Genomic DNA, 20,951 nt, shown 5'->3' on the forward strand with positions numbered 1-20,951 from the left:
CACAGCAGGCCTCGTGAAAAATCTCCTCCGCGCCCTGATCAGCCAAGGCATCGAAGCCTTGCGCGCCAATGGCACCCTGCCCGCCGACTCCCTGCCGCCGGACTTCGTGGTCGAGCGCCCGAAGACCCGCGACCACGGCGACTTCGCCACCAACGCCGCGATGCTGCTGGCCAAGGCCGCGCGCAGCAATCCGCGCGCACTGGCGCAGGCGCTGGTCGAGGCGCTGCCGCGCAGCGAGGACGTGAGCAAGGTCGAGATCGCCGGCCCCGGCTTCATCAACTTCCACCTGGCCCCGGCCGCGTACCAGCGCGAAGCCGCGTCGGTCATCAAGGAAGCCCACGACTACGGTCGCAACCTGTCCGGCAATGGCCGCACGGTGGGCGTGGAGTACGTGTCGGCCAACCCGACCGGCCCGCTGCATGTCGGCCATGGCCGCGCGGCGGCGATCGGCGACTGCGTGGCGCGCGTGCTCGATGCCAACGGCTGGAACGCCAAGCGTGAGTTCTACTACAACGACGCCGGCGTGCAGATCGAGAACCTGGCGCTGTCCACCCAGGCACGGATCAAAGGCATCGCGCCGGACCAGGACGGCTGGCCGGAAGGTGGCTACCGCGGCGAGTACATCGCCGACGTCGCCCGCGCCTACATGGCCGGCGCCAGCGTCGACCTGGAAGGCAGCACCGTGGTCGGCGCCAAGGACCCGGACGACATGCAGGCGATCCGCCGCTTCGCCGTGGCCTACCTGCGCAACGAGCAGAACCTGGACCTGGCCGCGTTCGGCGTCGACTTCGACATCTATTTCCTGGAAAGCTCGCTGTACGCCGACGGCAAGGTAGCCGAAGCGGTGGCCAAGCTGCAGGCGTCGGGTCATACCTATGAAGAAGGTGGCGCGCTGTGGCTGCGCAGCACCGACTTCGGTGACGACAAGGACCGCGTGATGCGCAAGTCCGACGGCACCTTCACCTACTTCGTGCCCGACGTGGCCTACCACCTGTCCAAGTGGCAGCGCGGCTACGAGCGCGCGATCACCGAGCTGGGCGCCGACCACCACGGCTCGCTGGCCCGCGTGCGCGCCGGCCTGCAGGCGATGGAAGTGGGCATCCCGCAGGGCTGGCCGGAATACGTGCTGCACCAGATGGTCACCGTCATGCGTGGCGGCGAGGAAGTGAAGCTGTCCAAGCGTGCCGGCAGCTACTTCACCCTGCGCGACCTGATCGAGGAAGCCGGCCGCGATGCCACCCGCTGGTTCCTGATCGCGCGCAAGCCAGATTCGCAGCTGACCTTCGACATCGACCTGGCCCGCCAGCAGAGCAACGACAACCCGGTGTTCTACGTGCAGTACGCGCATGCCCGCGTCTGCAGCCTGCTGCGCCAGGCGCAGGAGAAGGGCCTGGTGTATGAGCAGGGCAACGGCCTGGCCAACCTCGGCCGCCTGGCCGACGACGCCTCGCTGCTGCTGATGAACGAGATCTCGCGCTATCCGGAAGTGGTGGAAGCGGCCGGCGTGGCGCTGGAACCGCATCTGGTGGCGCAGTACCTGCGTGAATTGGCGCATGCGTTCCACACGTGGTATCACGGGACGCCGGTACTGGTGGATGACGCCGCCGACCGCAATGCCAAGCTGACCCTGGCCTGTGCGGCACGCCAGGTGCTGGCCAATGGCCTCGAACTCCTGGGCGTCAGCGCCCCGGAAAAAATGTAAGCATCAGGAGACGCAGTACACATGGCAGCACGACGCGGCAAAAGCCAGGCACGACGCAACAGCGGCAGCCAGGGCACCCCCGGATGGGTGTGGCTGGTGGCCGGTGTAGCGATCGCGGCCGTGGTGTTCCTGGCGGCGCCGAACCTGTTCAAGGGCGAGGGCGATGGCTTCCTGCGCGCCGGTCCGCAGCCGAACCCGAACGCGCAGCCGGCCCCGGTCGCCGATGCCGACAGCGATGTCGGTACCCAGCCGGCCGCGCAGCCGGCTGCGCCGAAGCAGGCCGAACCGAAAAAGCCGGCCGCCACCCAGTACGACTTCTACACCCTGCTGCCGGGCAAGGAAGTCGAGATGTCCGACGCCGAACTGGCCGCCAGCGCGCGTGCCGAAGACCAGCGCCGGGCCAAGGCCGAAGCACAGCGCGCGCAGGCGGCACTGGAAGGCAAGCCGGTTCCGCCGGCGACCACGACCGCACCGGCACCGGCGGCCACCGCCAGCGTGTCCAGCACCGCGCAGGTGACCGCCACCAGCCGTCCGCTGCCGGCACCGCTGAGTGAACGTCCGGCTGCGGCAACGCCGCCGGCCAGCACGGCCTCGACCAGCACCGCCGCCGCCACGCCGGCAGCGCGCGCGGAAACCGCAACGGCAACGGCGGGTACCCCGGCCACTGCCGCACCCGCGGCCGCCGACAACGCCCGCTATATCCTGCAGGCAGGCGCCTTCGGCGCCTCCGGCGATGCCGAAGCAACCAAGGCCAAGCTGGCGATGATGGGACTTGCGGCACGCGTGGAGTCAGCACAGATCAACGGCAAGACCGTGTACCGCGTGCGCATGGGGCCGTATGGCAGTGCCGGTGAACTGTCCGAAGCCAAGCAGAAGCTGGATGGCACCGGCCTGCAGGCGATGGCGATCAAGGCCCAGTAAGCCTGCCGCTGTGAATGAAAAAGCCGGGCATTGCCCGGCTTTTTCTTGTTTCTGCAGAGTCGAGCCATGCTCGACTCTACAAACGGCGGTCAGCCTTCGCGGGCGACCTGGAAACCGGCGAAGGACTGGCTGACCGGCATCAGTTCCAGGCGATTGATGTTCAGGTGCGGCGGCAGGCTGGCCACCCAGAAGATCTGTTCGGCGATGTCTTCGGCGGTCATCGGGTTGGCGCCGTTGTAGAGCTTGTCCGACGCCGCCTGGTCGCCGTGGGTGCGCACCACGGTGAACTCGGTTTCAGCCATGCCTGGCTCGATCGTGGTCACGCGCACGCCGGTGCCGTGCAGGTCCGAACGCAGGCCCAGCGAGAACTGGCTGACGAAAGCCTTGGTGCCACCGTAGGCGTTGCCACCCGGGTACGGGTAGACGCCGGCCACCGACGAAATATTGATGATCGCGCCCTTGCGCTCCACCAGCTGCGGCAGCAGGCGGTGGGTCAGGGTCACCAGCGCGGTGATGTTGGTGTCGATCATCGTGGTCCAGTCCGACAACTTGGCGCTCTGTGCCGGCGCGGTGCCCTGCGCCAGGCCGGCGTTGTTGACCAGCAGATCGATCTCGCCAAAGGCCGGCGGCAGTGCCAGCAGCGCCGCTTCCATCGCAACCGGATCGCGGATGTCGAAGGCGGCGGCATGCACCACGTCCTTGCCGTAGCGATCGACCAGCGGCTGCAGGCGTTCGCCGCGGCGGCCCGTGGCGATCACTTTCCAGCCGGCCTGGGCGAAGCGGTGGACGGCGGCGGCGCCGAAGCCGGACGTGGCGCCGGTAATCAGGACAGTGCGGGTCATCAGGCAACTCCAGGGGGAAAAACCGGACGCCCATTCTGGCACCGTCGGCCCGCCCTTGCGTTGTCGATGCCGGCTGACCACGCCCGAGGCGTGCGCGGCTCAGCGCACGCGGAATACCCGGGCCTTGGGCAGGTCTTCGTCGACCTGCAGGAACCAGCGCCCGGCAATTCCTGGAACAACGGCGATCTGCGGCGACTGCAGCACCTTGCGCAGCTTCATCTGCCCCTTCATCACCTGCCATTGCTGGCCGTTATCAAGGGTGAACAGCGTGCCGGGCTGCCAGCCTGCGACCTCTCCGACCACGCGTGCATTGACCGGTCCTTCTTCCAGGCCCAGATGCATTGCTGCCGGTGCCGGCACATTGGCAGGCAGCGGCGCAGCGGCGGGGGCCACCGCTGCCGTCGGCCCGGTGGCCGCGCGCTCTGCCTCGCGCAGTACCCGGTTCAGCGCCTGCAACTGCGCTGGACTGAGCCCGACCTCGGCCAGTTGAGATGCACTCAGGCGCCGCTCGACGGGTACGAAGCGGTCCTGGGCGAAGGCAGCGAAGCTGCTGGCGAGCAGCAGTGCGGAAAACAGATACCGGCGCATGCAAGGGTCTCAGCGAACGAGTGCCCACGATGCTGCAGTTCGATGACAGTCCGGTGACACGCCAGGGGCCGGTACAATGGGCCATGATCAACAACGATGTCCTGCGCAGCGTGCGCTATTCCCTGGACCTGGGCGACCACCACGTGGTGACCCTGTGCCAGATGGCCGACCCGGCCTTCGCCGTGGATCCCGAACAGGTGAAGGCCTGGCTGCGCCGCGAGGACGAAGCCGGCTTCGAAGCGATGAGCGACAGCGCGCTGGCGCACTTCCTCGATGGCCTGATCGTGCACCTGCGCGGTCGCGACGAGAGCCAGCCGCAGCGCGCGGTGGAAACCCGCATCGACAACAACCTGGTGCTGAAGAAGCTGCGCGTGGCGTTCCAGCTGCGCGACGTCGATCTGATGGAAATCTTCGCCAGCGCCGGTTTCAACGTCTCCAAGTCGGAAGTCGGTGCGCTGTTCCGCCAGCCCGGGCACACCAACTACCGGCGTTGCCTGGACCAGATGCTGCGCAACTTCCTCAAGGGCCTGAGCCTGCGCCTGCGCGGCTGAGCACGGCCTCGACGAACGCCCGCGCCGCCGGTGTCGGCAGCCGCTGCCAGACCAGGTGCACGCGGCGGGTCGGGGTTGGCTGCAGCGGAATCCGCACCACGCCCTGGAAGCCTTCGGCAATCAGCGCCGGCACGATGCCAACCGCCAGACCATGGCGGACGAAGCGCTCGACCAGTTCCATCAGGTTGACCTCGAAACGCACTGTGTGCGGCAGGCCAGCGGCGACGAAAGCATCGTCGGTCTGCCGCCGCGCACCGGTGCCGCGCGGGAAGTCGACCAGCGCCTCGTCCTGCAATTCGGTCAATGGCAGCCGCTTGCGCCGGGCCAAGCGGTGCGACGGCGCCAGCACCGCCACCAGGTCTTCTTCCTGCAGCATCTGGTGGCAGACCCCGTCCAGGCCGGCCGAGGGCGCCAACCCCACCAGTGCAACATCCAGGTCACGCGACTGCACCTGCGCGATCAGGTCCTCGCTCTTGTCCACCCGCAACTGGAATTCCACCTGCGGGTGCGCCTGCTGGAACGCGGCCAGCATCGCCACCACATCGATATCGGTCAGCGAGGAGATCTGCCCGATCGCCAGCAGCCCGCGCACCTCGCCACTGACTGCGGCCACGTCGGCGCGCAGATGGCGCAGGCTGACCAGCACCTGGCGTGCGTGCACCAGCAGCGCCTCACCCGCTGCCGTCGCCCTCACCTGCCGCGGCAGGCGCTCGAACAGCGGCGTGCCCAGTTCCTGCTCCAGGTAGGCAATCTGGTGGCTCAACGCGGACTGCACCACATGGCAGCGTTCGGCGGCACGGGTGAAATTGCCCTCCTCGGCCAAGGCAACGGCAAACTCGAGCTGTTTGAGATTCATCCAACTATCTCGTTTCCAGATGGCATGGATGATGATGATTCATTTCCATCATGGCCGCAGCAGGTGGACACTGTGCCCCCCGCTTCCTGGAACACCGCGTGAGCCCGTCCCTCCCCCCTCTGCACCGCTGGCAGGTGCTGCTGATGTCCGTGGCTACCGGCGTGGCCGTGGCCAGCAACTACTATGCGCAGCCACTGCTGCACACCATCGCCGACGCCTTCGGTGTGCCGTTCGGCCAGGTCGGCATGGTCGTTACCGCCGCGCAGCTGAGCTATGCCGCCGGACTGATCCTGCTGGTGCCGCTGGGAGACCTGTTCGAACGCCGCCGCCTGATCGTGGTGATGAGCCTGCTGTCGGCCGGCGGACTGGTGATCAGTGCCTGCGCACCGTCACTGACCTGGCTGCTGGTGGGCACCGCCATCACCGGCCTGTTCTCGGTGGTCGCCCAGGTGCTGGTGCCGTTCGCCGCTACGCTGGCCGCGCCGGAACATCGCGGTCGCGTGGTCGGCACGCTGATGAGTGGCCTGCTGCTGGGCATTCTGCTGGCGCGCACCGTGGCCGGCCTGCTTTCCAGCCTGGGCGACTGGCGCCTGGTGTATGCGATCGCCGCTGCCACCCTGGTGCTGACCGCACTGGCATTGCAGCGCGGTCTGCCGCGATTCCACCACAGCGCCGGCTTGGGCTATTTCGCATTGCTGCGCTCGATCGGCGTGCTGTTCGTGCAGGAACCGGTGCTGCGCCAGCGCACGCTGCTGGGCGCCTGCAGCTTCGCCATGTTCGCGATCTTCTGGACCCCGCTCGCGTTCCTGCTGGCACAGCCGCCGTATGCCTACAGCGACGCCACCATCGGGCTGTTCGGGCTGGTCGGCGCGGCCGGCACGCTGGCGGCCGCCCTGGCTGGCCGCATGTCCGACCGTGGCCAGACCGGGCGTGCCACCGCCATTGCACTGCTGCTGTTGCTGCTGTCGTGGTTGCCATTGGGGCTGTCGGCACACTCGCTGCTGGCGCTGCTGGTGGGCGTGGTGGTGCTGGACCTGGCCGCGCAGCTGTTGCACGTCAGCAACCAGAACCTGATCTACGCACTGCAACCGGCGGCACGCAACCGCCTCAATGCCGGCTACATGACCGGCTATTTCATCGGCGGTTCGCTGGGTTCGCTGCTGTCTGCGCAGGTCTACCAGCGCTTCGGCTGGACGGGCGTCTGCGTGGCCGGCGCTGCCGTGGCTGCGCTGGCCCTGCTGCTGTGGCTGCCCGGCGCGCTGCGCGCGCGCCAGGCGTCGCTGGCCGACTAGAAGCTGCCCTGCAGCGCCAGCTCCCATCGCCCACCGGCGTTGCCGGGGAACAGGCGCTTGGCTGCGTTGTCCGTGTCATGCACGGTGGCGCGCAGTTCCCATGCCGGGGTCAGCGAGGCGATGGCACTGAGCTGCCCATGCAGGTAGTCCGGGCCCTGCGCGGTGGCCAGCCAGTACTGGCCCACCGCTGCTTCCAGGCGGAGGCGTTCGTGCAACGGCACACGCACACCCAGCTGGGCATAGGTACCGCGATGGCCACCGGCCAACGCATCGTTGGAATGGGCGACCTGCAGCCAGGCGCGCTGCTTCCAGGTCACCGTGGTGTTGAGCTCGGTCCAGTCCAGCGCGCGGCCGGTGCCCGGGTACACGTAACGGGTCAGGTTGGCATCCAGGCTCCAGTCCGGTGCCAGTGCGCCGGACCAGCCCGCCACCAGGTCGAACTCGCTGCGCGCGCCATTGTCCGGCTTGAACGAAACGTTGGACCCCCACGCGCTGGCATACCAGCCCGATGGGATCGAGACCTTCGCGCCAGCCTGCACCGCCGGGTCGCCATCGCTCTGCGAGCTGCCACGCCATACGTAGTCACTGGTCAACGCCGCACTGCCACTGACCTGCACCTGTGCCTGCGCGCTGCCGATCCCGAGCAGCCCTGCCAGGGCGGCCACCAGCGCCGCCATCATCCCCTTGCTGTTCACTGCACTGTGTTCCTCGTCGAAGGCGGTCACGCCGCCGGGAACGCAGTGTCGAGGCGAGGGCCGTAACGGATCGAGGGTGCTGCCGGGCCCGTGGCGCAAATTCGGCGTAAATCCCGCGGATCGGGGCCACATGCCAGCAGCGCGGTATCATGGTGCCCTGTTTCCAGGAACCAACCGCGTGGACGCCATCCTGACCCCGGTATCGATCGGCGAGCTGATCGACAAGATCACCATTCTCCAGATCAAGGCCGAGCGCATCGACGATGCGGCCAAGCTGGCCAACGTGCGCACCGAACTGGACGGCCTGCTGCCCTTGTTGCAGCAGCAGCTGCAGGCACAGCCGGCCCTGGCCGCGCTGCAGCAGCAGCTGAAGGCGATCAACGAGCGCATGTGGGACATCCAGGACCAGCTGCGCGACAAGGAAGCGGCCCAGGTATTCGACGATGCCTTCATCCAGCTGGCACGCGGTGTCTATGGCACCAATGGTGAGCGCGTGCAGGTGAAGAACGAGATCAACCGCGTGGCCGGTTCGGCGCTGGTGGAAGAGAAACAGTACCAGGGCGAGTAAGCCCGCTCATCCGCATTCGAGCAGGTGCCGGATGCGGAACAGCTCACCATCGCTGTGGATGCCCAGCTTCTCGTAGGCGGTCCGCTTCTGCGTGCTGACCGTACTGGCCGTGCGCCCGAAGCGCCGCGCCACCTCCCCGGTGGTGCAGCCCTGCAGGACCAGCCGGAGCACCTCGCGCTCGCGTCGGCTCAAGGGCGTGAGCACCGGCGCCGGTGTGCGCCGCATGCGCGATCGGCTCAACTGCGTGCGCAACTCCGGGGGCACGAAGCGGCCGCCACGCGCCAGTACGTCAACTGCGCGCCGCAGCATCTCCGGCGTGGTTCCCTTGGACAGAAAGCCGCGCGCGCCGGCCTGCATCGCCATGGTCACCGTGCTGGCATTGCAGTGCGCAGACAGCACCAGCACCGGCAGCAGCGGCCAGCGCCGCGACAACAGCCGCAACAGGGCCAGGCCCTGTTCGGGTCCGCACGGCGCCAGCAGGTCGATCAGCAACAGGTCGATGCCATCCGGCTGGCGCTGCAGCAGATCGAGCAGATCACCTTCGCGGGTGAAGCTGCCACAGACCTGCACGCCACCGTGCTGGCAAAGCACCACCTCCACCCCCAGGCGCAGCACGGGATGCGGCGCCAGCATTGCCAGGCGGCGGGGCCGATCGAGGGGCAGAGCGGGAACGGCAGGCGGCATCACATGGATCCGACGGTACGAAGTGCCCACCGTAGGCCCGCGCCGGGAGCAGCGGAATCCAATTTATTGCAACGCAGCAGCGGCCCCGGAACATGCTCAGCTGCGGTTTCGGGTCGTCACAACGCAACAGGCCCGGCATGCGCCGGGCCTGTCGAGGCATCTTCAGCGCGCAGGCGCGCCGAGGTAGCTATTACCAGCTGAAACGCGGGCCGACGGTGTATTCCTTGTCGCCGTCGCGGTTCATCTTCAGCTCGCCATTGATGCCCCAGTTCTGGTTCAGCTTGACCTGGCCACCCAGGCGACCGTACCACTGGCCTTCCGGATTGATGCCGTGCTTCTTCGAGAAATCTTCGTAGCCGACCATGCCGTAGACTTCGGCGTGGGCACCGAAGGCGGTGCGGATACCCGCTTCAGCGTTGTAGCCGTTGAAGTCCAGGCCGTGCTTCTGGTCGCGCTTCTGGTAAGCAACGCGGGCAACGAAGTCGGTGGTCGGGGCGATTTCAACGTTGTAGCCGGCGCCGATCTTCCACTGGTCCAGCTTGATGTTGGTGTGGTCGATTTCCTGGCGGCTGTACTCACCGAAAGCGTGGAAGTTCGGCAGGAAGCCGTACGAACCCTTCACGCCCCAGCCGTCGGCCTTGAACGCGTCGATATCGGTCTTGGCGTAGTCGGCTTCGGCGTAGTTGTACGACAGGTTCTCAGCAGCCGAGGCGGTGAACGGCAGGGCAGCGGCCAGGGCCAGAGCAATCAGCGAATTCTTCATGGGGGTACACCTTTTACTTTCTTATGGTGTGCAGCAGCGCCAGGGCGCCATCGCATCGGGAATGTAAATTCTCCGTTATTCGCCACAACGCTCCCTGAAAACAGCGTTCTTCGCATTGCTGAATTTTTTGGCTTGATTCAGGCTGTCTCTGGCATACGCGCGCGGCGCGCGTGCATTTGTGGTTCGTCACCGACTGCAACAGGAGGTTGCCTTGCACGTTTCCGATCCGCTGCTGATGCCTGTTCGCGCCGCCCTCCTGGCCTGCGCTTCCCTGTTTCCGATCCATGCTGCGCACGCGCTGCAGGCGGCTGACTACCAGCGCGCCGAACGCGTGCATGACAGTCATCTGCGCGGTGCGCTGCGCAATGCATCGGTCCTGCCCCAGTGGCTGGCCGATGGGCGCTTCTGGTACGAACGCGAAGACACACAGGGCCGGCGCCAGGCGATACTGGTCGATCCAATCCAGGCTACGCGCCAGATCCTGTTCGAACCCGATGCGCTGGACGCCGCAGTTGCACCTCTGGGTGCCAGCGGGCCACGCCTGCGCTTGAACAACGTGCAGGTACTGGATGATGGCCTGCGCCTGCAGTTCAACGGCGAGGCGGAGATCAACTGCCAATGGCCACGCCTGCAGTGCACGGCCGCACAACAGGCATTGCCGCCGGCTGATGCACTGCCGTCGCCCGGCGGTGATGCCTGGCTGCAGGTACGCGACCACAACCTGTGGCTGCAGCGCTCTGGAGCGGCGCCGCAGCTACTGACCCAGGGCGGTGAAGCTGGGCATGGCTATGGCGTACTGCCGGACTTCACCCTGCGCGGCATTCCACGCCGTCAGGGCCGGATGCCGGCACGACCGTTTGCGGTGAGCTGGTCACCCGATGGCCGTTACGCAGCCGGCATCCGCTACGACGAGCGCGCGCTGCAGGACTATCCCTATCTGGAAAGCAGCCCGACCCACAGCGCGCGGCCGCGCGTGCATACCGTGAAGCTGGGGGTACTGGGCGATGCACAGCAGGTATGCGACAGCCTGTATGTGATCGATATCCCCAGCGGCAGGCAGCATGACATCGCGCTGCCCGAGGGCTGGAACACGCTCAGTGAGGCCGGCATCCTGGGTTGGGACGGCGATCGGTTATATGCCGTGATCGCGCACTTCGGCACGCCGCGCAGGCTGCGCCTGGTGGAGATCGATGCCAACAGCGGTGCATTGCGCACGGTTGTGGAAGAAGCCAGCGACACTCGCCTCCAGCTCAACGTGTATTCCTACAACCGGCCAGCGGTGGCCATCCTGCCCGGGCAGGACACCGCCGTGTGGTTCTCGCAGCGCGATGGCTGGGGCCATCTGTACCGGGTGCGCCTGTCCGATGGCAAGGTGCTGCGCCAGCTCACCCGCGGCAAATGGGTGGTGCGTGACCTGCTGGGTGTGGACGCTGCGGGTGGCTGGGCGTACTTCAGCGCCGGTGGCGTCGACGGTGGCGACCCCTACGTGCGCGGCCTGTACCGGGTATCGCTGCAGGGCGGTCCGATCCAGCGCCTGGCCGCCGATGGCAGCGACCACATGGCCGATGCGGGCACCGGTGCCCTGTTCGGCGGACGCGCGCCACAGGCACTGTCACCGCACGGTGGCTACCTGGTGGATACGGTCTCGCGCCTGGAACAGCCACCGCGCACGGTGCTGCGCGCCAGCGACGACGGACGTGAAGTGATGGTGCTGGAAACAGCCGATGACAGCGCGATCGTTGCTGCCGGCTGGCGCGCACCACGGCGCGAACGGCTGCTGGCCGCCGATGGACGCACGCCGATCTTCGCCACCGTCTACCTGCCCCGCGACTATCGCGATGATGGCAGCTTCCCGGTGATCGACGCGATGTACGGTGGTTCCTTCATCAGCAATGCGCCGGTGACCTACGCCGAGGCGGTGTCTGCCCTGAATCCGGTATCCCGCGCCAGCCTGGCCGAACTCGGCTTCATGGTGGTCAGCATCGATGCGCGCGGCACCGGTGGCCGCGACAAGGCGTTCCATGACAGCAGCTTCCTGCGCGCCGCCGATGTACAGCTGGATGACCATGTGGCTGCGCTGCGCCAGCTGGGCGAACGCTACCCGGGCATCGACCTGGAGCGGGTCGGCATCTACGGGCATTCGTTCGGCGGCTATAGTGCAGCGCGCGCCCTGCTGCGCTATCCCACGTTCTACAAGGTGGGCGTGGCCTCGGCTGGCAGCCACAATTTCCAGGGTATGTACGGCGGCGCCCTGCACGGCATGGACCGGCTGTTCGGTGGGGTGCTGCCGGCCACGCCCACTGCCGAAGGCGTGCCGGCGCCCTTTGCCGGGCTCGACAATGCGGCACTGGCCGGCAACCTGCGCGGGCATCTGCTGCTGGTCTATGGCGAACTGGACGAGAACGCGCCACCGGCGCTGACCCTGCAGCTGGCCGCCGCCCTGAACAAGGCCCAGCGCAGCTACGACCTGCTGTACCTGGCCCGGCAGGACCACGAACTGTTCCGCAACGACGCCACCTACACGCACCGCATGTGGGACTACTTCGTGCGCCACCTGGCCGGCCAGCAGCCACCGGATACGGTGCTGGCGCCGCTGCCCGGTGGCCCGGGCTGAACAGGCGCACACAGGATGTCGATCCACGACGCCCTGGTTCGTCGGGTACTTGAAGGCCGTGCATGCGGCACGGTCCATCCGGAGGCAGGCAATGAGCTACATCGATGGTTTCGTCCTGGCGGTGCCCACCGCCAACAAGGAGAAGTTCCTCGCCCACGCACGCACAGGAGATCCCGTTTTCATCGAATACGGCGCGCTGCGCGTGGTCGAGTGCTGGGGCGATGACGTGCCGCACGGCAAGACCACCGACTTCTTCGGCGCAGTGAAAGCCACGCCGGACGAGACGGTGGTGTTTTCCTGGATCGAATGGCCGGACAAGCCGACCCGCGACGCCGGCATGAAGAAGATGATGGAAGACCCAAGGTTTGATCCGGCGACAAATCCGATGCCGTTCGACGGCGCGCGGATGATCTACGGCGGCTTCGTGCCGCTCTACGAGCTGACGCGCTGAACCGGGCGGACGTGCTCAGCGCGCGTCCGTTTCATCGCTGGCAGACGCATGGCCGGCGCCCAGAGCGGCGCCGGCGCCGAGGCCGACCCCCCCCATGCCAGCGCCCATTCCGCCACCGCCACCTCCTCCACCCGCACGACCGCCCTTGGCATCGCCCTCGTTGCGGCCCTTGCCGCCGCCACTGGCGCCACCCGGCCGGGTCGGCCCCTGCGGCGGTATCTGCAGGTCGGCCGGAATCGGCGCCAGATCCAGCGCTTCGCGCACGAAGTCGCGCAGCGAGACCACCAGTTCGTGGGTATGTACCGGCCGCCCCTGTGCCAGTTCATTGGCGGCACGCGCGGCCAGCCGCACCTGTTCGTCGGTGCCCAGCAGCAGGATGTCCGACAACGCCGCTTCAACGGCATCGCGGATGCGGCGCGCGCGATCCGAGCGGGGTTCGGCGATGCCTTCGGCATCTTCGCGCTGGCGCAGGTCGCGGCGATGGCTGGGATCCACGCCCAGTTCGCCGGTGAACGAACCGCCTAGGGTCTTGTAGGCCGCCATCAGCGTGCGCAGCCGTTCGTTGATCTGCCGGTTCTCGCGTTCGCGGCGCTGTTGCAGGGTCTGCATCACCAGCAGGCGGATACCCACGCCCAGCAGGGTGATCAGGACCAGGCCGGCCAAGGTGGACAGCACGCCCTGCCAGGAACTGAAGTCGATACCGCGCATGCCCGGGGCTCCAGCGGAAAGAACCTGCATCTTGCCCCGGACAGTGTCCCGGAAACGCGAAAGGCCCCACCACCCGGTGGGTGGCAGGGCCTTTGGTCACGGCGCGATTACTTGCGCTTGGCGGCCTTGCGCACGGCCTTCTTGGCCGGAGCCTTCTTGGCGGCGACCTTCTTCAGCGGGGCAGCCTTCTTGGCAACCGTCTTGCGGGTAGCGGCAACCTTCTTGCCAACTGCCTTCTTGGCAACGGCGGTCTTCTTGCCGACAACCTTCCTGGCAGCAGCGGTCTTCTTGCCGACGGCCTTCTTGGCCACAGCAGCCTTCTTGCCGACAACCTTCTTGGCGGCGGCGGTCTTCTTGGTGGCGACCTTCCTGGTGGCGGCAACCTTCTTGCCGACAACCTTCTTCGCAGCCACGGCCTTCTTGCCAGCGACCTTCTTGGTGGCGACGGTCTTCTTGGCCACAGCCTTCTTGGCGGTGGCGACCTTCTTGCCGACCACCTTCTTGGCGGCCGCGGTCTTCTTGGCAACGGTCTTCTTGGCGACGGCGGCCTTCTTGGTGGCAGCCTTCTTCACGGTGGCGACCTTCTTGCCGGCAGCCTTGGTGGCGGCCTTGGTGGTCTTCTTGGCAGCGGCGGCCTTCTTGGTCACAGCCTTGCCTGCAGCGGCCTTCTTCTTGGCCACTTCCTTCTTCAGGGCAGCGGCTTCGGCCTTGGCGTTCTTCTTGGCCGCTTCCAGCTTCTTCTTGGCGTTGGCAACAGTCTTGCCGACCGACTTGGCAGCCTTTTCGGCCTTCTTGGCAACGGTCTTCTCGACCTTGGCCACGGCCTTCTTGGCCTTGGCAACGCGGGTACCGGCAGCCTTGGTGGCGCGCTTGACGGTCTTCTTGACCGACTTCACTGCGTCTTCGGCAGCGTGGGCGATGGTCTCGCCAACGTTGGTGGCGGTTTCTTTGACGTTCTCGACAGCGTCGGTCACGACCGACACACCATTACCGTTGCTCATGTTGCCCTCCTGGGGGCCTTAAGTATCAAAACGGGGCGATGCTATACCGACATTGACGATCGTGGAACGGGGCATGCGCCACCAATCGCATCTGCTGCGACGGCGATGGTGTAGTCGACCATCCCTGCAGGCACACCGTGTTTACAGGAAACCCCTTTTTTTCAGTGCTGCGCCGCATGATCCGCGTCGTGACAGGCCTTGGTTGTGTGCACCCGCCCGGATGCCGCGGAAGGCATGCAATATGGCGCGTCGCGGCACCGGGATGCGCAGAACTGCGCAAGTATCGTCCTGTATCCGCGCGACCTGCGGCTGACGTCCGCACACAGCCGGGCGCCGCCTCCGCTGTCGTCACCGGCCCAGCGCTGGTCGTCGCGATCCGCGCTCCCGACGCGCGGTTTTCATGGCGCATTTATCCAGATCGCGACACACTCATTCAGCTTGTTTTACCGTAGAGCCGAACCGCCCCCATTCCCGCCAGCAAACCGACTCCCATGCGACCGCTACCTACCCTGCTCACGCTCGCAATCGCCGCCGCCTTCGGTGGCTTCGTTGCCACCGGCATCAACGCCCACCTGGACAACCGTGCCGATGCCGCTCCGCTTCCAGCGGTGGTGCCGACCATGGCGGCACTGCCAGCCGCAGTGGCCGGGCAGCAGGTTCCGTCACTGGCACCGATGCTGGAGAAGGCGATGCCGGCCGTGGTCAGCGTCAACACCAAGCAGGTGGTGCGCGTACGCAATCCCTTCTTCAACGACCCGTTCTTCCGCCGCCTGTTCCCGGACATCCCGCAGGAACGCATCAACGAATCGCTGGGCTCGGGCGTGATCATCGACGCCAGGGAGGGCCTGGTGCTGACCAACCACCATGTCATCGACAACGCCGATGACGTACAGGTGACATTGGCCGACGGGCGCACGGTCAAGGCCGAATTCCTCGGCTCGGACCGCGATACCGACATCGCGCTGATCCGCATTCCGGCGCAGAACCTGACCGACATCAAGCTCGGCAACAGCGACCAGCTGCGGGTGGGCGACTTCGTGGTGGCCATCGGCAATCCGTTCGGCTTCAGCCAGACGGTCACTTCGGGCATCGTCTCGGCGGTGGGCCGCAGCGGCATCCGCGGGCTGGGCTACCAGAACTTCATCCAGACCGACGCGTCGATCAACCCGGGCAACTCGGGTGGCGCGCTGGTCGACCTGCAGGGCCAGCTGGTCGGCATCAACACTGCCAGCTTCAACCCGCAGGGCAGCATGGCCGGCAACATCGGCCTGGGCCTGGCGATTCCCTCGAACCTGGCGCGCAGCGTGGTCGACCAGCTGGTCAAGCACGGCGTGGTGGTGCGCGGCACGCTGGGCGTGGAAAGCCAGAACCTGACCGCGCAGATCGCGCAGGGCCTGGGCTTGGGCGAAACCCGCGGTGCGCTGATCACCCGCGTGCTGGCCGGTTCGGCGGCCGCCGCCGCCGGCCTGAAGCCGGGCGACGTGGTGGTGTCGGCCAATGGCCAGCGCGTGGACAGCGCCGAAGCCCTGCACAACGTGGAAGGCCTGGCGGCGGTCGGCAGCCCGATGACGCTGGACGTACGCCGCGAAGGCAAGCCGCTGCAGATCAAGGCGACGCTGAAGGAACAGGCACGCGCGGTCACCGGCGACAGCCTGGACCCGCGCTTGGGCGGGGCCACCTTCGTCGACCTGCCCGAGTCGCTGCGCCAGTCGGGCGCCAGCGGCGTGCTGGTCAGCGAGGTCAAGCGCGGCAGCCGCGCCGCCAGCAACGGCCTGCAGCAGGGCGACATCATCACCGATGCCACCGTCGGTGAATTCGCCGACCTGGCCAGCTGGCGCGCCAACTTCCAGCAGCGCCCGCCGACGCTGGTGCTGCGCGTGCTGCGCAACAATGGCCAGCAGCAGGGCCAGCTCGTGATGCGCTGATCGCCCTGCCGTAACACCCCCTATACCCCGGCAATGCTATTGCTGTCAGTCCAGGTCGGCACCGCCGACTCCCGTTCCCCCATCGCAACAGGAGTGATTCGATGAGCCCCACCAATACCGAGAACCTGAAGGAACACCTGGGTGAAGCCGGTTCCCACCTGAAGCAGGCCGCTACGGCCGCCGGCGGTGCGATCAAGGGTGCAACCGGTGCAGCGACCGACGAGCTTCGCATCGGCAAGGCCAACGTCAAGGCTGAATTGTCCGACAGTGCACTGTCCGGCCTGGCCGCCGCCGAGTTCGGCGGTGCCGCCGCCAAGGAACAGGTCGATGCGCTGATGGACAAGGGCAAGGACCTGATCGACAGCGCCGCCGAACTGATCCGCGAACGTCCGCTGGCCTCGTTCGGCGTCGCTTTCGCAGCCGGCTGGATCATCGCCAAGCTGGCCCGCGGCAGCAGCGACAAGTAAGCCGCAGCGTGAGCGAAGACAACACGCAAGCGCCTGATCCGGCGGCCACCCCGCCGCTGGATGAGAGCATCCGCCAGGTCGGCGCGGCCGGTCGTGCCGCTGCCGATTCGGCCAAGCACACGCTGCGTTCACTGCGCCGGCTGGCCTCGGCCGACTTCGCACTGGCGCGCAGCGCATTCGGTCGTGCGCTGGCCTGGGCCGGCGTGGCGATCGTGTTTGGTGCATCGGCGTGGCTGCTGATGGCCGCCACCCTCATCGCGCTGCTACAGAGCTGGGGCCTGAGTTGGCTGCAGGCCCTGCTGATCACCTCGCTGCTGAGCCTGGCCGTCACCGGCTATGCGATCTGGCGGGTGTCCTACTTCTTCCACCACACCGGCATGCACGCCACCCGGCGTCAGCTGTCACGCCTGGGCCTGTTTGACGAACCCAGCGAAAACGACCCTGATGCCGGCGTGCAGCTGCCCGAGGGCAAGCCATGAAGTTCGGCGCGCTGCAGCGGCGGGTAAAGCGCTGCGAACAGGTGGTGACCGTGCGTCTGGGCGAGACACAGGACCACTGGTCCACCCTCGGCCAGGTGTGGCGACAGGGCTGGTCGCCGTTGCGCATCGTAGTGGTCGGCCTTGCCGGTGGCTTCATCGCCGGCAAGCTGGAGGTACCGGGCAAGGTCAACGGTGCCCGCTGGCTGCAGATGGTCGGTTCGGTCTCGAACCTGTTCGCCAGTGCGCAGGCGGCGTTCGCCACGGCGATGGCGGCGCAGGCTGCGGCCACCGCCGACGATGCGGCCGAAGAAGCCGACGATGCCAGCGAGCAGGCACAGGCAGCGGCCTCCGCTGCCGGAGCACGGCCGGCACCGGCACCACGCTCCGTGCCGGAGCCAGAACCGGACCTGCGCGGACCACGTCCGGCCGAAGCGGCCACCGAGCTGTCCGAACGTTGATCCATGGAATCCGCCGCGCCGATCGCGGCCGGCGGATAATGCGCTCCCCTTTCCGGTTGATGCGTCGATGAGCGAGTCCCTCCTGTCCCCGCCACCGGCCGGCCCCGACGAGCCAGAGGCAGCGCTGCCACCACCGTCGCGCCCGCGCGGGCCGATGTCGCTGGTGGTGCTGGCGACCCTGGCGGTGGGCTACACGCTGTGGGCCGCGCAGGACATCATCCTGCCGGTGCTGCTGGCGATGTTCTTCGCCCTGGTCGGCAACCCGATCCTGCGCCTGCTGCAGAAGCTGTGGATTCCGCGCGCGCTGGGCGCACTGTTGATCCTCGGTGCGGGCCTGGGCGTGACCGGTTCGCTCGCCGTGCAGCTGATCGGCCCGGCAATGGAATGGGCGCAGGAAGCCCCACAGCAGCTGCGCAAGGTCGCCCGCCAGGTGCAGGACCTGACCAAGCCGGTGCAGCAGGCCAACCAAGCGGCGGAAAACTTCGCCCGTGTGGCCGGCGGTGACAGCAACCACAAGGTGCAGGTGATCCGTACCCAGCTGGACGACCCCTACCGCATGCTGACCCGTGCGCCGCGGCTGGCTGCCTCGGTGTTGGCCGTGGTGCTGCTGACGCTGTTCTTCATGATCTACGGGCAGAGCCTGCAGCGCGCGGCGATCGCCCTGTTCCCCAACCGCCAGCAGCAGCGCTTCACCACGGACATCCTGCGTTCGATCGAACGCGAGGTCTCGCGTTACGTGCTGACCATCAGCGTCATCAACACTCTGGTCGGGCTGGTGTTCGCCGGCGTGCTGATGCTGCTCGGTATCGGCCTGCAGGAAGCGCTGCTGTGGGGCACGGTGGCCGCGCTGCTGAATTTTGCGCCGTATGTGGGTCCGTTGATCGGCGTGGCGCTGATGCTGTTGATGGGCTTCGTCGAGTTCCGCGACCCGCTGCAGGCCCTGCTGCCAGCGGCCGCCTACCTGGGCCTGCACACACTGGAAGGGCAGATGGTGACCCCGATCGTGCTGGGTCGTCGGATGAAGCTGTCGCCGCTGGTGCTGATCCTGGCGCTGATGGTGTTCGGCTGGGCCTGGGGCATGATCGGGCTGCTGCTGGCGGTGCCGCTGCTGGTGTGCATCAAGCTGGTGCTGGCACGCTTGGACGGCATGCAGGGCTGGGCACGCCTGCTGGAATGAAAGCCCGCGCGGGCAGGGGTAGAATGGCGGGGTGAATTTCCCCGTCCAAGCCATCACCCTCGACCTTGACGACACGCTGTGGCCGTTCGCTCCGATCGGCGCCCGCATCGAACAGGTCCTGCACGCCTGGATGTGCGAACACAGCCCCGCTACCGCCGCGATGTATCCGGTGGAGGCGATGCGCGAACTGCGCGAGCGGCTGTACCACGCCCATCCGCACCTCCACCACGACCTGAGTGCGCTGCGCCGGCTGACCCTGCACGAAGCACTGCGCACCAGCGGTGCCAGCCTCGATCTGCTGGAGCCTGCGTATGAAGTGTTCTACGCCGCGCGCAACCAGGTGGAGTGCTATCCCGATGCGATCGACGCGCTGGCGCGCATTGCCGCACGGGTACCGGTGGCGGCGCTGAGCAACGGCAACGCCGACCTGGAGCGGATCGGCCTGGCCCATCATTTCGCCTTCCAGCTGGGTTCGCGCGAACACGGCGCGGCCAAGCCCGAAGCCAGCATCTTCCATGCCGCGTGCACCCGCCTGGGTGTGGCGCCGGCACAGGTGCTGCACGTCGGCGATCATGTCGACATGGACGTGGCCGGGGCGATTGCCGCCGGCCTGCGCGGCTGCTGGATCAACCGCGACGCAGCCACCTGGACCCATCCGCAGCTGCAGCCGGACCTGCAGTTCGACACCCTTACCGGCCTGGCCGACTGGTTGGATGCCAACCTCGACGCCGCCGCACCCCGGAGTACCTGACGCATGAGCGAGATCACTGGTTTCACCGCCGACACCGCTGCGGCGCTGCCGTTGTACGTGCTGGACCGCGAGCAGTTCACCGCCTGGAAGGACAGCCAGCCGGCTGCCACGCAGGCGTGGCTGGCATCGCAGGGCTTCAACGCCGGCGCCCACAGCGTGGCACTGCTACCGGGCGCCGATGGCCTGGCCGGTGCCGTGATGGGCGTGGGTGATCGTGCCGATGCCTACAGCTATGCGCATGCGCCGCACGCGCTGCCGGAAGGCAGCGTCTGGCAGCTGGCCAATGAACTGCCGGCCGCCGAACTGGCGCTGCTGCAGCTGGGCTGGGGCCTGGGCAGCTACCGCTTTGACCGCTACCGCAAGCGCAACCGCGCACCGGCGCAGCTGGTGGCCTCGCCGACCGGCGAAGTGGCCGACCTGATCGCCGCCAGCCTGCGCGTGCGCGACTGGGTCAACACCCCGACCGAAGACATGGGCCCGCAGCAGCTGGAAGACGCCGCGCGTGCGCTGGCCGACGCACATGGTGCGCAGGTCGAGGCGATTACCGGCGACGAACTGCTGAAGCAGAATTTCCCGGCCATCCACGCCGTGGGCCGCGCTTCGCATCGTGCGCCGCGCCTGGTCGTGCTGCGCTGGGGCAGGGAAACCGACCCGGCACTGGTGCTGGTGGGCAAGGGCGTGTGCTTCGATACCGGCGGGCTGGACATCAAGCCGGCCGACGGCATGCGCAACATGAAGAAGGACATGGGCGGCGCCGCGCACGCACTGGCCCTGGCCGGCCTGGTGATGGCGCGCGGGCTGCCGGTGCGCCTGACCCTGCTGGTGCCGGCAGTGGAAAACGCGATCGGCCCCGATGCGTTCCGTCCGGGCGAGGTCATCGCCACCCGCAAGGGCCTGAGCGTGGAGATCGACAACACCGACGCCGAGGGCCGCGTGATCCTGTGCGACGCATTGACCTTCGCCGGTGAGCAGAAACCGGACCTGGTGCTGGACTTCGCCACCCTCACCGGTGCCGCGCGCATCGCCCTGGGCCCGGACCTGCCGGCACTGTTCAGCAACGACGACACGGTGGCCCAGCAGTGGCTGCAGGCCGGTGACGCGACCCGCGACCCGGTCTGGCGCATGCCGCTGTGGCGCCCCTACCTGCGCTACCTGAGCAGCGGCATCGCCGACCTGGCCAACGCCGGTTCGCGCATGGCCGGCTCGGTGACCGCCGCGCTGTACCTGGAACGCTTCCTGGAAGACGGCCAGCGCTGGGCGCACCTGGACGTGTATGCCTGGAACGACGGCGAGCGCCCGGGTCGTCCGGCCGGTGGCGAAGCGCTGGCGCTGCGCTCGGCGTGGGCGATGCTGAAGCAGCGCTACAGCTGATCGGGTGGGTGCCGACCGTTGGTCGGCACGCCGTCCCCGGAAAATCTGACGAAAAATTGAATTTCGGCCCCGGCCGGGTTCTGCGAG

Annotated in this window: 22 protein-coding genes; 14 read left to right on the forward strand and 8 right to left on the reverse strand. The window is 67.5% G+C overall.

All coding sequences use genetic code 11. The features are described 5' to 3' along the window. Positions 1-13 precede the first annotated feature (13 nt). Together argS and AC5P9P_RS17090 are read left to right on the forward strand one after the other, a co-directional pair. Complete coding sequence (gene argS / locus AC5P9P_RS17085; RefSeq protein WP_010486900.1) at positions 14-1,702, forward strand: arginine--tRNA ligase; 1,689 nt, start codon at positions 14-16, stop codon at positions 1,700-1,702. Between the two features lie 21 nt (positions 1,703-1,723). Further along, positions 1,724-2,623, forward strand: coding sequence for an SPOR domain-containing protein (locus tag AC5P9P_RS17090; RefSeq protein ID WP_033833599.1), 900 nt, complete (start codon positions 1,724-1,726; stop codon positions 2,621-2,623). An 89-nt stretch (positions 2,624-2,712) separates the two neighbouring features. Here the strand turns inward: AC5P9P_RS17090 and AC5P9P_RS17095 are convergent, their stop codons facing one another. Together AC5P9P_RS17095 and AC5P9P_RS17100 are read right to left on the reverse strand one after the other, a co-directional pair. After that, entirely contained in the window at positions 2,713-3,465 is a 753-nt protein-coding gene (locus AC5P9P_RS17095) for an SDR family NAD(P)-dependent oxidoreductase (RefSeq protein WP_005411994.1), read from the reverse strand. 99 nt (positions 3,466-3,564) lie between these two features. Continuing rightward, on the reverse strand, positions 3,565-4,053 hold the full coding sequence (locus AC5P9P_RS17100) for a hypothetical protein (RefSeq protein WP_005407755.1): 489 nt from the start codon (positions 4,051-4,053) through the stop codon (positions 3,565-3,567). Positions 4,054-4,136: 83 nt separating this feature from the next. On the opposite strand from AC5P9P_RS17100, the gene AC5P9P_RS17105 reads away from it, so the two are divergent. Next, positions 4,137-4,604, forward strand: a complete 468-nt coding sequence (locus AC5P9P_RS17105; RefSeq protein ID WP_005411992.1) for a YehS family protein — start codon at positions 4,137-4,139, stop codon at positions 4,602-4,604. Here AC5P9P_RS17105 and AC5P9P_RS17110 read toward each other — a convergent pair. Next, positions 4,573-5,460, reverse strand: coding sequence for a LysR family transcriptional regulator (locus AC5P9P_RS17110; RefSeq protein WP_005407753.1), 888 nt, complete (start codon positions 5,458-5,460; stop codon positions 4,573-4,575). The two genes, AC5P9P_RS17105 and AC5P9P_RS17110, sit on opposite strands and share 32 nt — an antisense overlap. Before the next feature lie 143 nt (positions 5,461-5,603). Here AC5P9P_RS17110 and AC5P9P_RS17115 point away from each other — a divergent pair, with 143 nt between their 5' ends. After that, a complete protein-coding gene (locus AC5P9P_RS17115; RefSeq protein ID WP_329772748.1) occupies positions 5,604-6,752 on the forward strand; it encodes an MFS transporter in 1,149 nt (382 codons plus the stop codon). Here AC5P9P_RS17115 and AC5P9P_RS17120 read toward each other — a convergent pair. Continuing rightward, positions 6,749-7,447, reverse strand: coding sequence for a TorF family putative porin (locus tag AC5P9P_RS17120; protein ID WP_111188011.1), 699 nt, complete (start codon positions 7,445-7,447; stop codon positions 6,749-6,751). The genes AC5P9P_RS17115 and AC5P9P_RS17120 overlap by 4 nt on opposite strands. A gap of 130 nt (positions 7,448-7,577) precedes the next feature. Between AC5P9P_RS17120 and AC5P9P_RS17125 the strand changes: the two genes are divergently transcribed. Further along, on the forward strand, positions 7,578-8,015 hold the full coding sequence (locus AC5P9P_RS17125; RefSeq protein WP_049403467.1) for a DUF6165 family protein: 438 nt from the start codon (positions 7,578-7,580) through the stop codon (positions 8,013-8,015). 6 nt (positions 8,016-8,021) lie between these two features. Here the strand turns inward: AC5P9P_RS17125 and AC5P9P_RS17130 are convergent, their stop codons facing one another. Together AC5P9P_RS17130 and AC5P9P_RS17135 are read right to left on the reverse strand one after the other, a co-directional pair. Then, positions 8,022-8,699: a response regulator transcription factor gene (locus AC5P9P_RS17130; protein ID WP_049403468.1), complete on the reverse strand. Its 678-nt coding sequence runs from the start codon at positions 8,697-8,699 to the stop codon at positions 8,022-8,024. A gap of 190 nt (positions 8,700-8,889) precedes the next feature. Next, the gene (locus AC5P9P_RS17135; protein ID WP_495232978.1) at positions 8,890-9,462 is read right to left on the reverse strand and encodes an OmpO family porin; all 573 of its coding nucleotides are present in this window, start codon (positions 9,460-9,462) and stop codon (positions 8,890-8,892) included. Between the two features lie 211 nt (positions 9,463-9,673). Here AC5P9P_RS17135 and AC5P9P_RS17140 point away from each other — a divergent pair, with 211 nt between their 5' ends. Both AC5P9P_RS17140 and AC5P9P_RS17145 read left to right on the forward strand, forming a co-directional pair. Next, positions 9,674-12,076, forward strand: a complete 2,403-nt coding sequence (locus AC5P9P_RS17140) for a S9 family peptidase (RefSeq protein ID WP_033833596.1) — start codon at positions 9,674-9,676, stop codon at positions 12,074-12,076. A gap of 91 nt (positions 12,077-12,167) precedes the next feature. Further along, positions 12,168-12,527 (forward strand): DUF1428 domain-containing protein, encoded by a 360-nt coding sequence (locus AC5P9P_RS17145; RefSeq protein ID WP_032130337.1) that lies wholly within the window; start codon positions 12,168-12,170, stop codon positions 12,525-12,527. Between the two features lie 15 nt (positions 12,528-12,542). Here AC5P9P_RS17145 and AC5P9P_RS17150 read toward each other — a convergent pair whose 3' ends face one another. Further along, on the reverse strand, positions 12,543-13,235 hold the full coding sequence (locus AC5P9P_RS17150; protein WP_010486925.1) for a hypothetical protein: 693 nt from the start codon (positions 13,233-13,235) through the stop codon (positions 12,543-12,545). 107 nt (positions 13,236-13,342) lie between these two features. After that, the gene (locus AC5P9P_RS17155; RefSeq protein ID WP_495232979.1) at positions 13,343-14,236 is read right to left on the reverse strand and encodes a histone; all 894 of its coding nucleotides are present in this window, start codon (positions 14,234-14,236) and stop codon (positions 13,343-13,345) included. Between the two features lie 491 nt (positions 14,237-14,727). Between AC5P9P_RS17155 and AC5P9P_RS17160 the strand changes: the two genes are divergently transcribed. From AC5P9P_RS17160 to AC5P9P_RS17190, 7 genes are all read left to right on the forward strand, one after another. Beyond that, a complete protein-coding gene (locus AC5P9P_RS17160) occupies positions 14,728-16,161 on the forward strand; it encodes a Do family serine endopeptidase (RefSeq protein WP_012478904.1) in 1,434 nt (477 codons plus the stop codon). Between the two features lie 101 nt (positions 16,162-16,262). After that, entirely contained in the window at positions 16,263-16,628 is a 366-nt protein-coding gene (locus AC5P9P_RS17165; protein ID WP_004153835.1) for a hypothetical protein, read from the forward strand. An 8-nt stretch (positions 16,629-16,636) separates the two neighbouring features. Continuing rightward, positions 16,637-17,107 (forward strand): phage holin family protein, encoded by a 471-nt coding sequence (locus AC5P9P_RS17170; protein ID WP_033833594.1) that lies wholly within the window; start codon positions 16,637-16,639, stop codon positions 17,105-17,107. Beyond that, entirely contained in the window at positions 17,104-17,565 is a 462-nt protein-coding gene (locus tag AC5P9P_RS17175) for a hypothetical protein (RefSeq protein ID WP_005411983.1), read from the forward strand. Before AC5P9P_RS17170 ends, AC5P9P_RS17175 begins: the two co-directional genes overlap by 4 nt. 67 nt (positions 17,566-17,632) lie before the next feature. Beyond that, complete coding sequence (locus AC5P9P_RS17180) at positions 17,633-18,742, forward strand: AI-2E family transporter (protein ID WP_005411982.1); 1,110 nt, start codon at positions 17,633-17,635, stop codon at positions 18,740-18,742. A 31-nt stretch (positions 18,743-18,773) separates the two neighbouring features. Further along, positions 18,774-19,493 carry an HAD family hydrolase gene (locus AC5P9P_RS17185; protein ID WP_033833592.1) on the forward strand — a complete coding sequence of 240 codons (720 nt, stop codon included), beginning with the start codon at positions 18,774-18,776 and terminating at the stop codon, positions 19,491-19,493. Positions 19,494-19,496: 3 nt separating this feature from the next. After that, positions 19,497-20,864 (forward strand): leucyl aminopeptidase family protein, encoded by a 1,368-nt coding sequence (locus AC5P9P_RS17190; protein WP_033833591.1) that lies wholly within the window; start codon positions 19,497-19,499, stop codon positions 20,862-20,864. Positions 20,865-20,951: the final 87 nt, after the last annotated feature.

It is taken from the genome of Stenotrophomonas sp. YJH_SMC_14-1 (genome assembly GCF_059372275.1).

What these genes read in the sequence shown, in the direction of transcription:
- AC5P9P_RS17090 (WP_033833599.1), top strand. Translation starts at nt 1,724, where the DNA reads ATGGCAGCACGACGCGGCAAAAGCCAGGCACGACGCAACAGCGGCAGC.
- AC5P9P_RS17095 (WP_005411994.1), bottom strand. Translation starts at nt 3,465, where the DNA reads ATGACCCGCACTGTCCTGATTACCGGCGCCACGTCCGGCTTCGGCGCC.
- AC5P9P_RS17100 (WP_005407755.1), bottom strand. Translation starts at nt 4,053, where the DNA reads ATGCGCCGGTATCTGTTTTCCGCACTGCTGCTCGCCAGCAGCTTCGCT.
- AC5P9P_RS17105 (WP_005411992.1), top strand. Translation starts at nt 4,137, where the DNA reads ATGATCAACAACGATGTCCTGCGCAGCGTGCGCTATTCCCTGGACCTG.
- AC5P9P_RS17110 (WP_005407753.1), bottom strand. Translation starts at nt 5,460, where the DNA reads ATGAATCTCAAACAGCTCGAGTTTGCCGTTGCCTTGGCCGAGGAGGGC.
- AC5P9P_RS17115 (WP_329772748.1), top strand. Translation starts at nt 5,604, where the DNA reads ATGTCCGTGGCTACCGGCGTGGCCGTGGCCAGCAACTACTATGCGCAG.
- AC5P9P_RS17125 (WP_049403467.1), top strand. Translation starts at nt 7,578, where the DNA reads ATGCCAGCAGCGCGGTATCATGGTGCCCTGTTTCCAGGAACCAACCGC.
- AC5P9P_RS17130 (WP_049403468.1), bottom strand. Translation starts at nt 8,699, where the DNA reads ATGCCGCCTGCCGTTCCCGCTCTGCCCCTCGATCGGCCCCGCCGCCTG.
- AC5P9P_RS17135 (WP_495232978.1), bottom strand. Translation starts at nt 9,462, where the DNA reads ATGAAGAATTCGCTGATTGCTCTGGCCCTGGCCGCTGCCCTGCCGTTC.
- AC5P9P_RS17145 (WP_032130337.1), top strand. Translation starts at nt 12,168, where the DNA reads ATGAGCTACATCGATGGTTTCGTCCTGGCGGTGCCCACCGCCAACAAG.
- AC5P9P_RS17150 (WP_010486925.1), bottom strand. Translation starts at nt 13,235, where the DNA reads ATGCGCGGTATCGACTTCAGTTCCTGGCAGGGCGTGCTGTCCACCTTG.
- AC5P9P_RS17155 (WP_495232979.1), bottom strand. Translation starts at nt 14,236, where the DNA reads ATGAGCAACGGTAATGGTGTGTCGGTCGTGACCGACGCTGTCGAGAAC.
- AC5P9P_RS17160 (WP_012478904.1), top strand. Translation starts at nt 14,728, where the DNA reads ATGCGACCGCTACCTACCCTGCTCACGCTCGCAATCGCCGCCGCCTTC.
- AC5P9P_RS17165 (WP_004153835.1), top strand. Translation starts at nt 16,263, where the DNA reads ATGAGCCCCACCAATACCGAGAACCTGAAGGAACACCTGGGTGAAGCC.
- AC5P9P_RS17175 (WP_005411983.1), top strand. Translation starts at nt 17,104, where the DNA reads ATGAAGTTCGGCGCGCTGCAGCGGCGGGTAAAGCGCTGCGAACAGGTG.
- AC5P9P_RS17180 (WP_005411982.1), top strand. Translation starts at nt 17,633, where the DNA reads ATGAGCGAGTCCCTCCTGTCCCCGCCACCGGCCGGCCCCGACGAGCCA.
- AC5P9P_RS17190 (WP_033833591.1), top strand. Translation starts at nt 19,497, where the DNA reads ATGAGCGAGATCACTGGTTTCACCGCCGACACCGCTGCGGCGCTGCCG.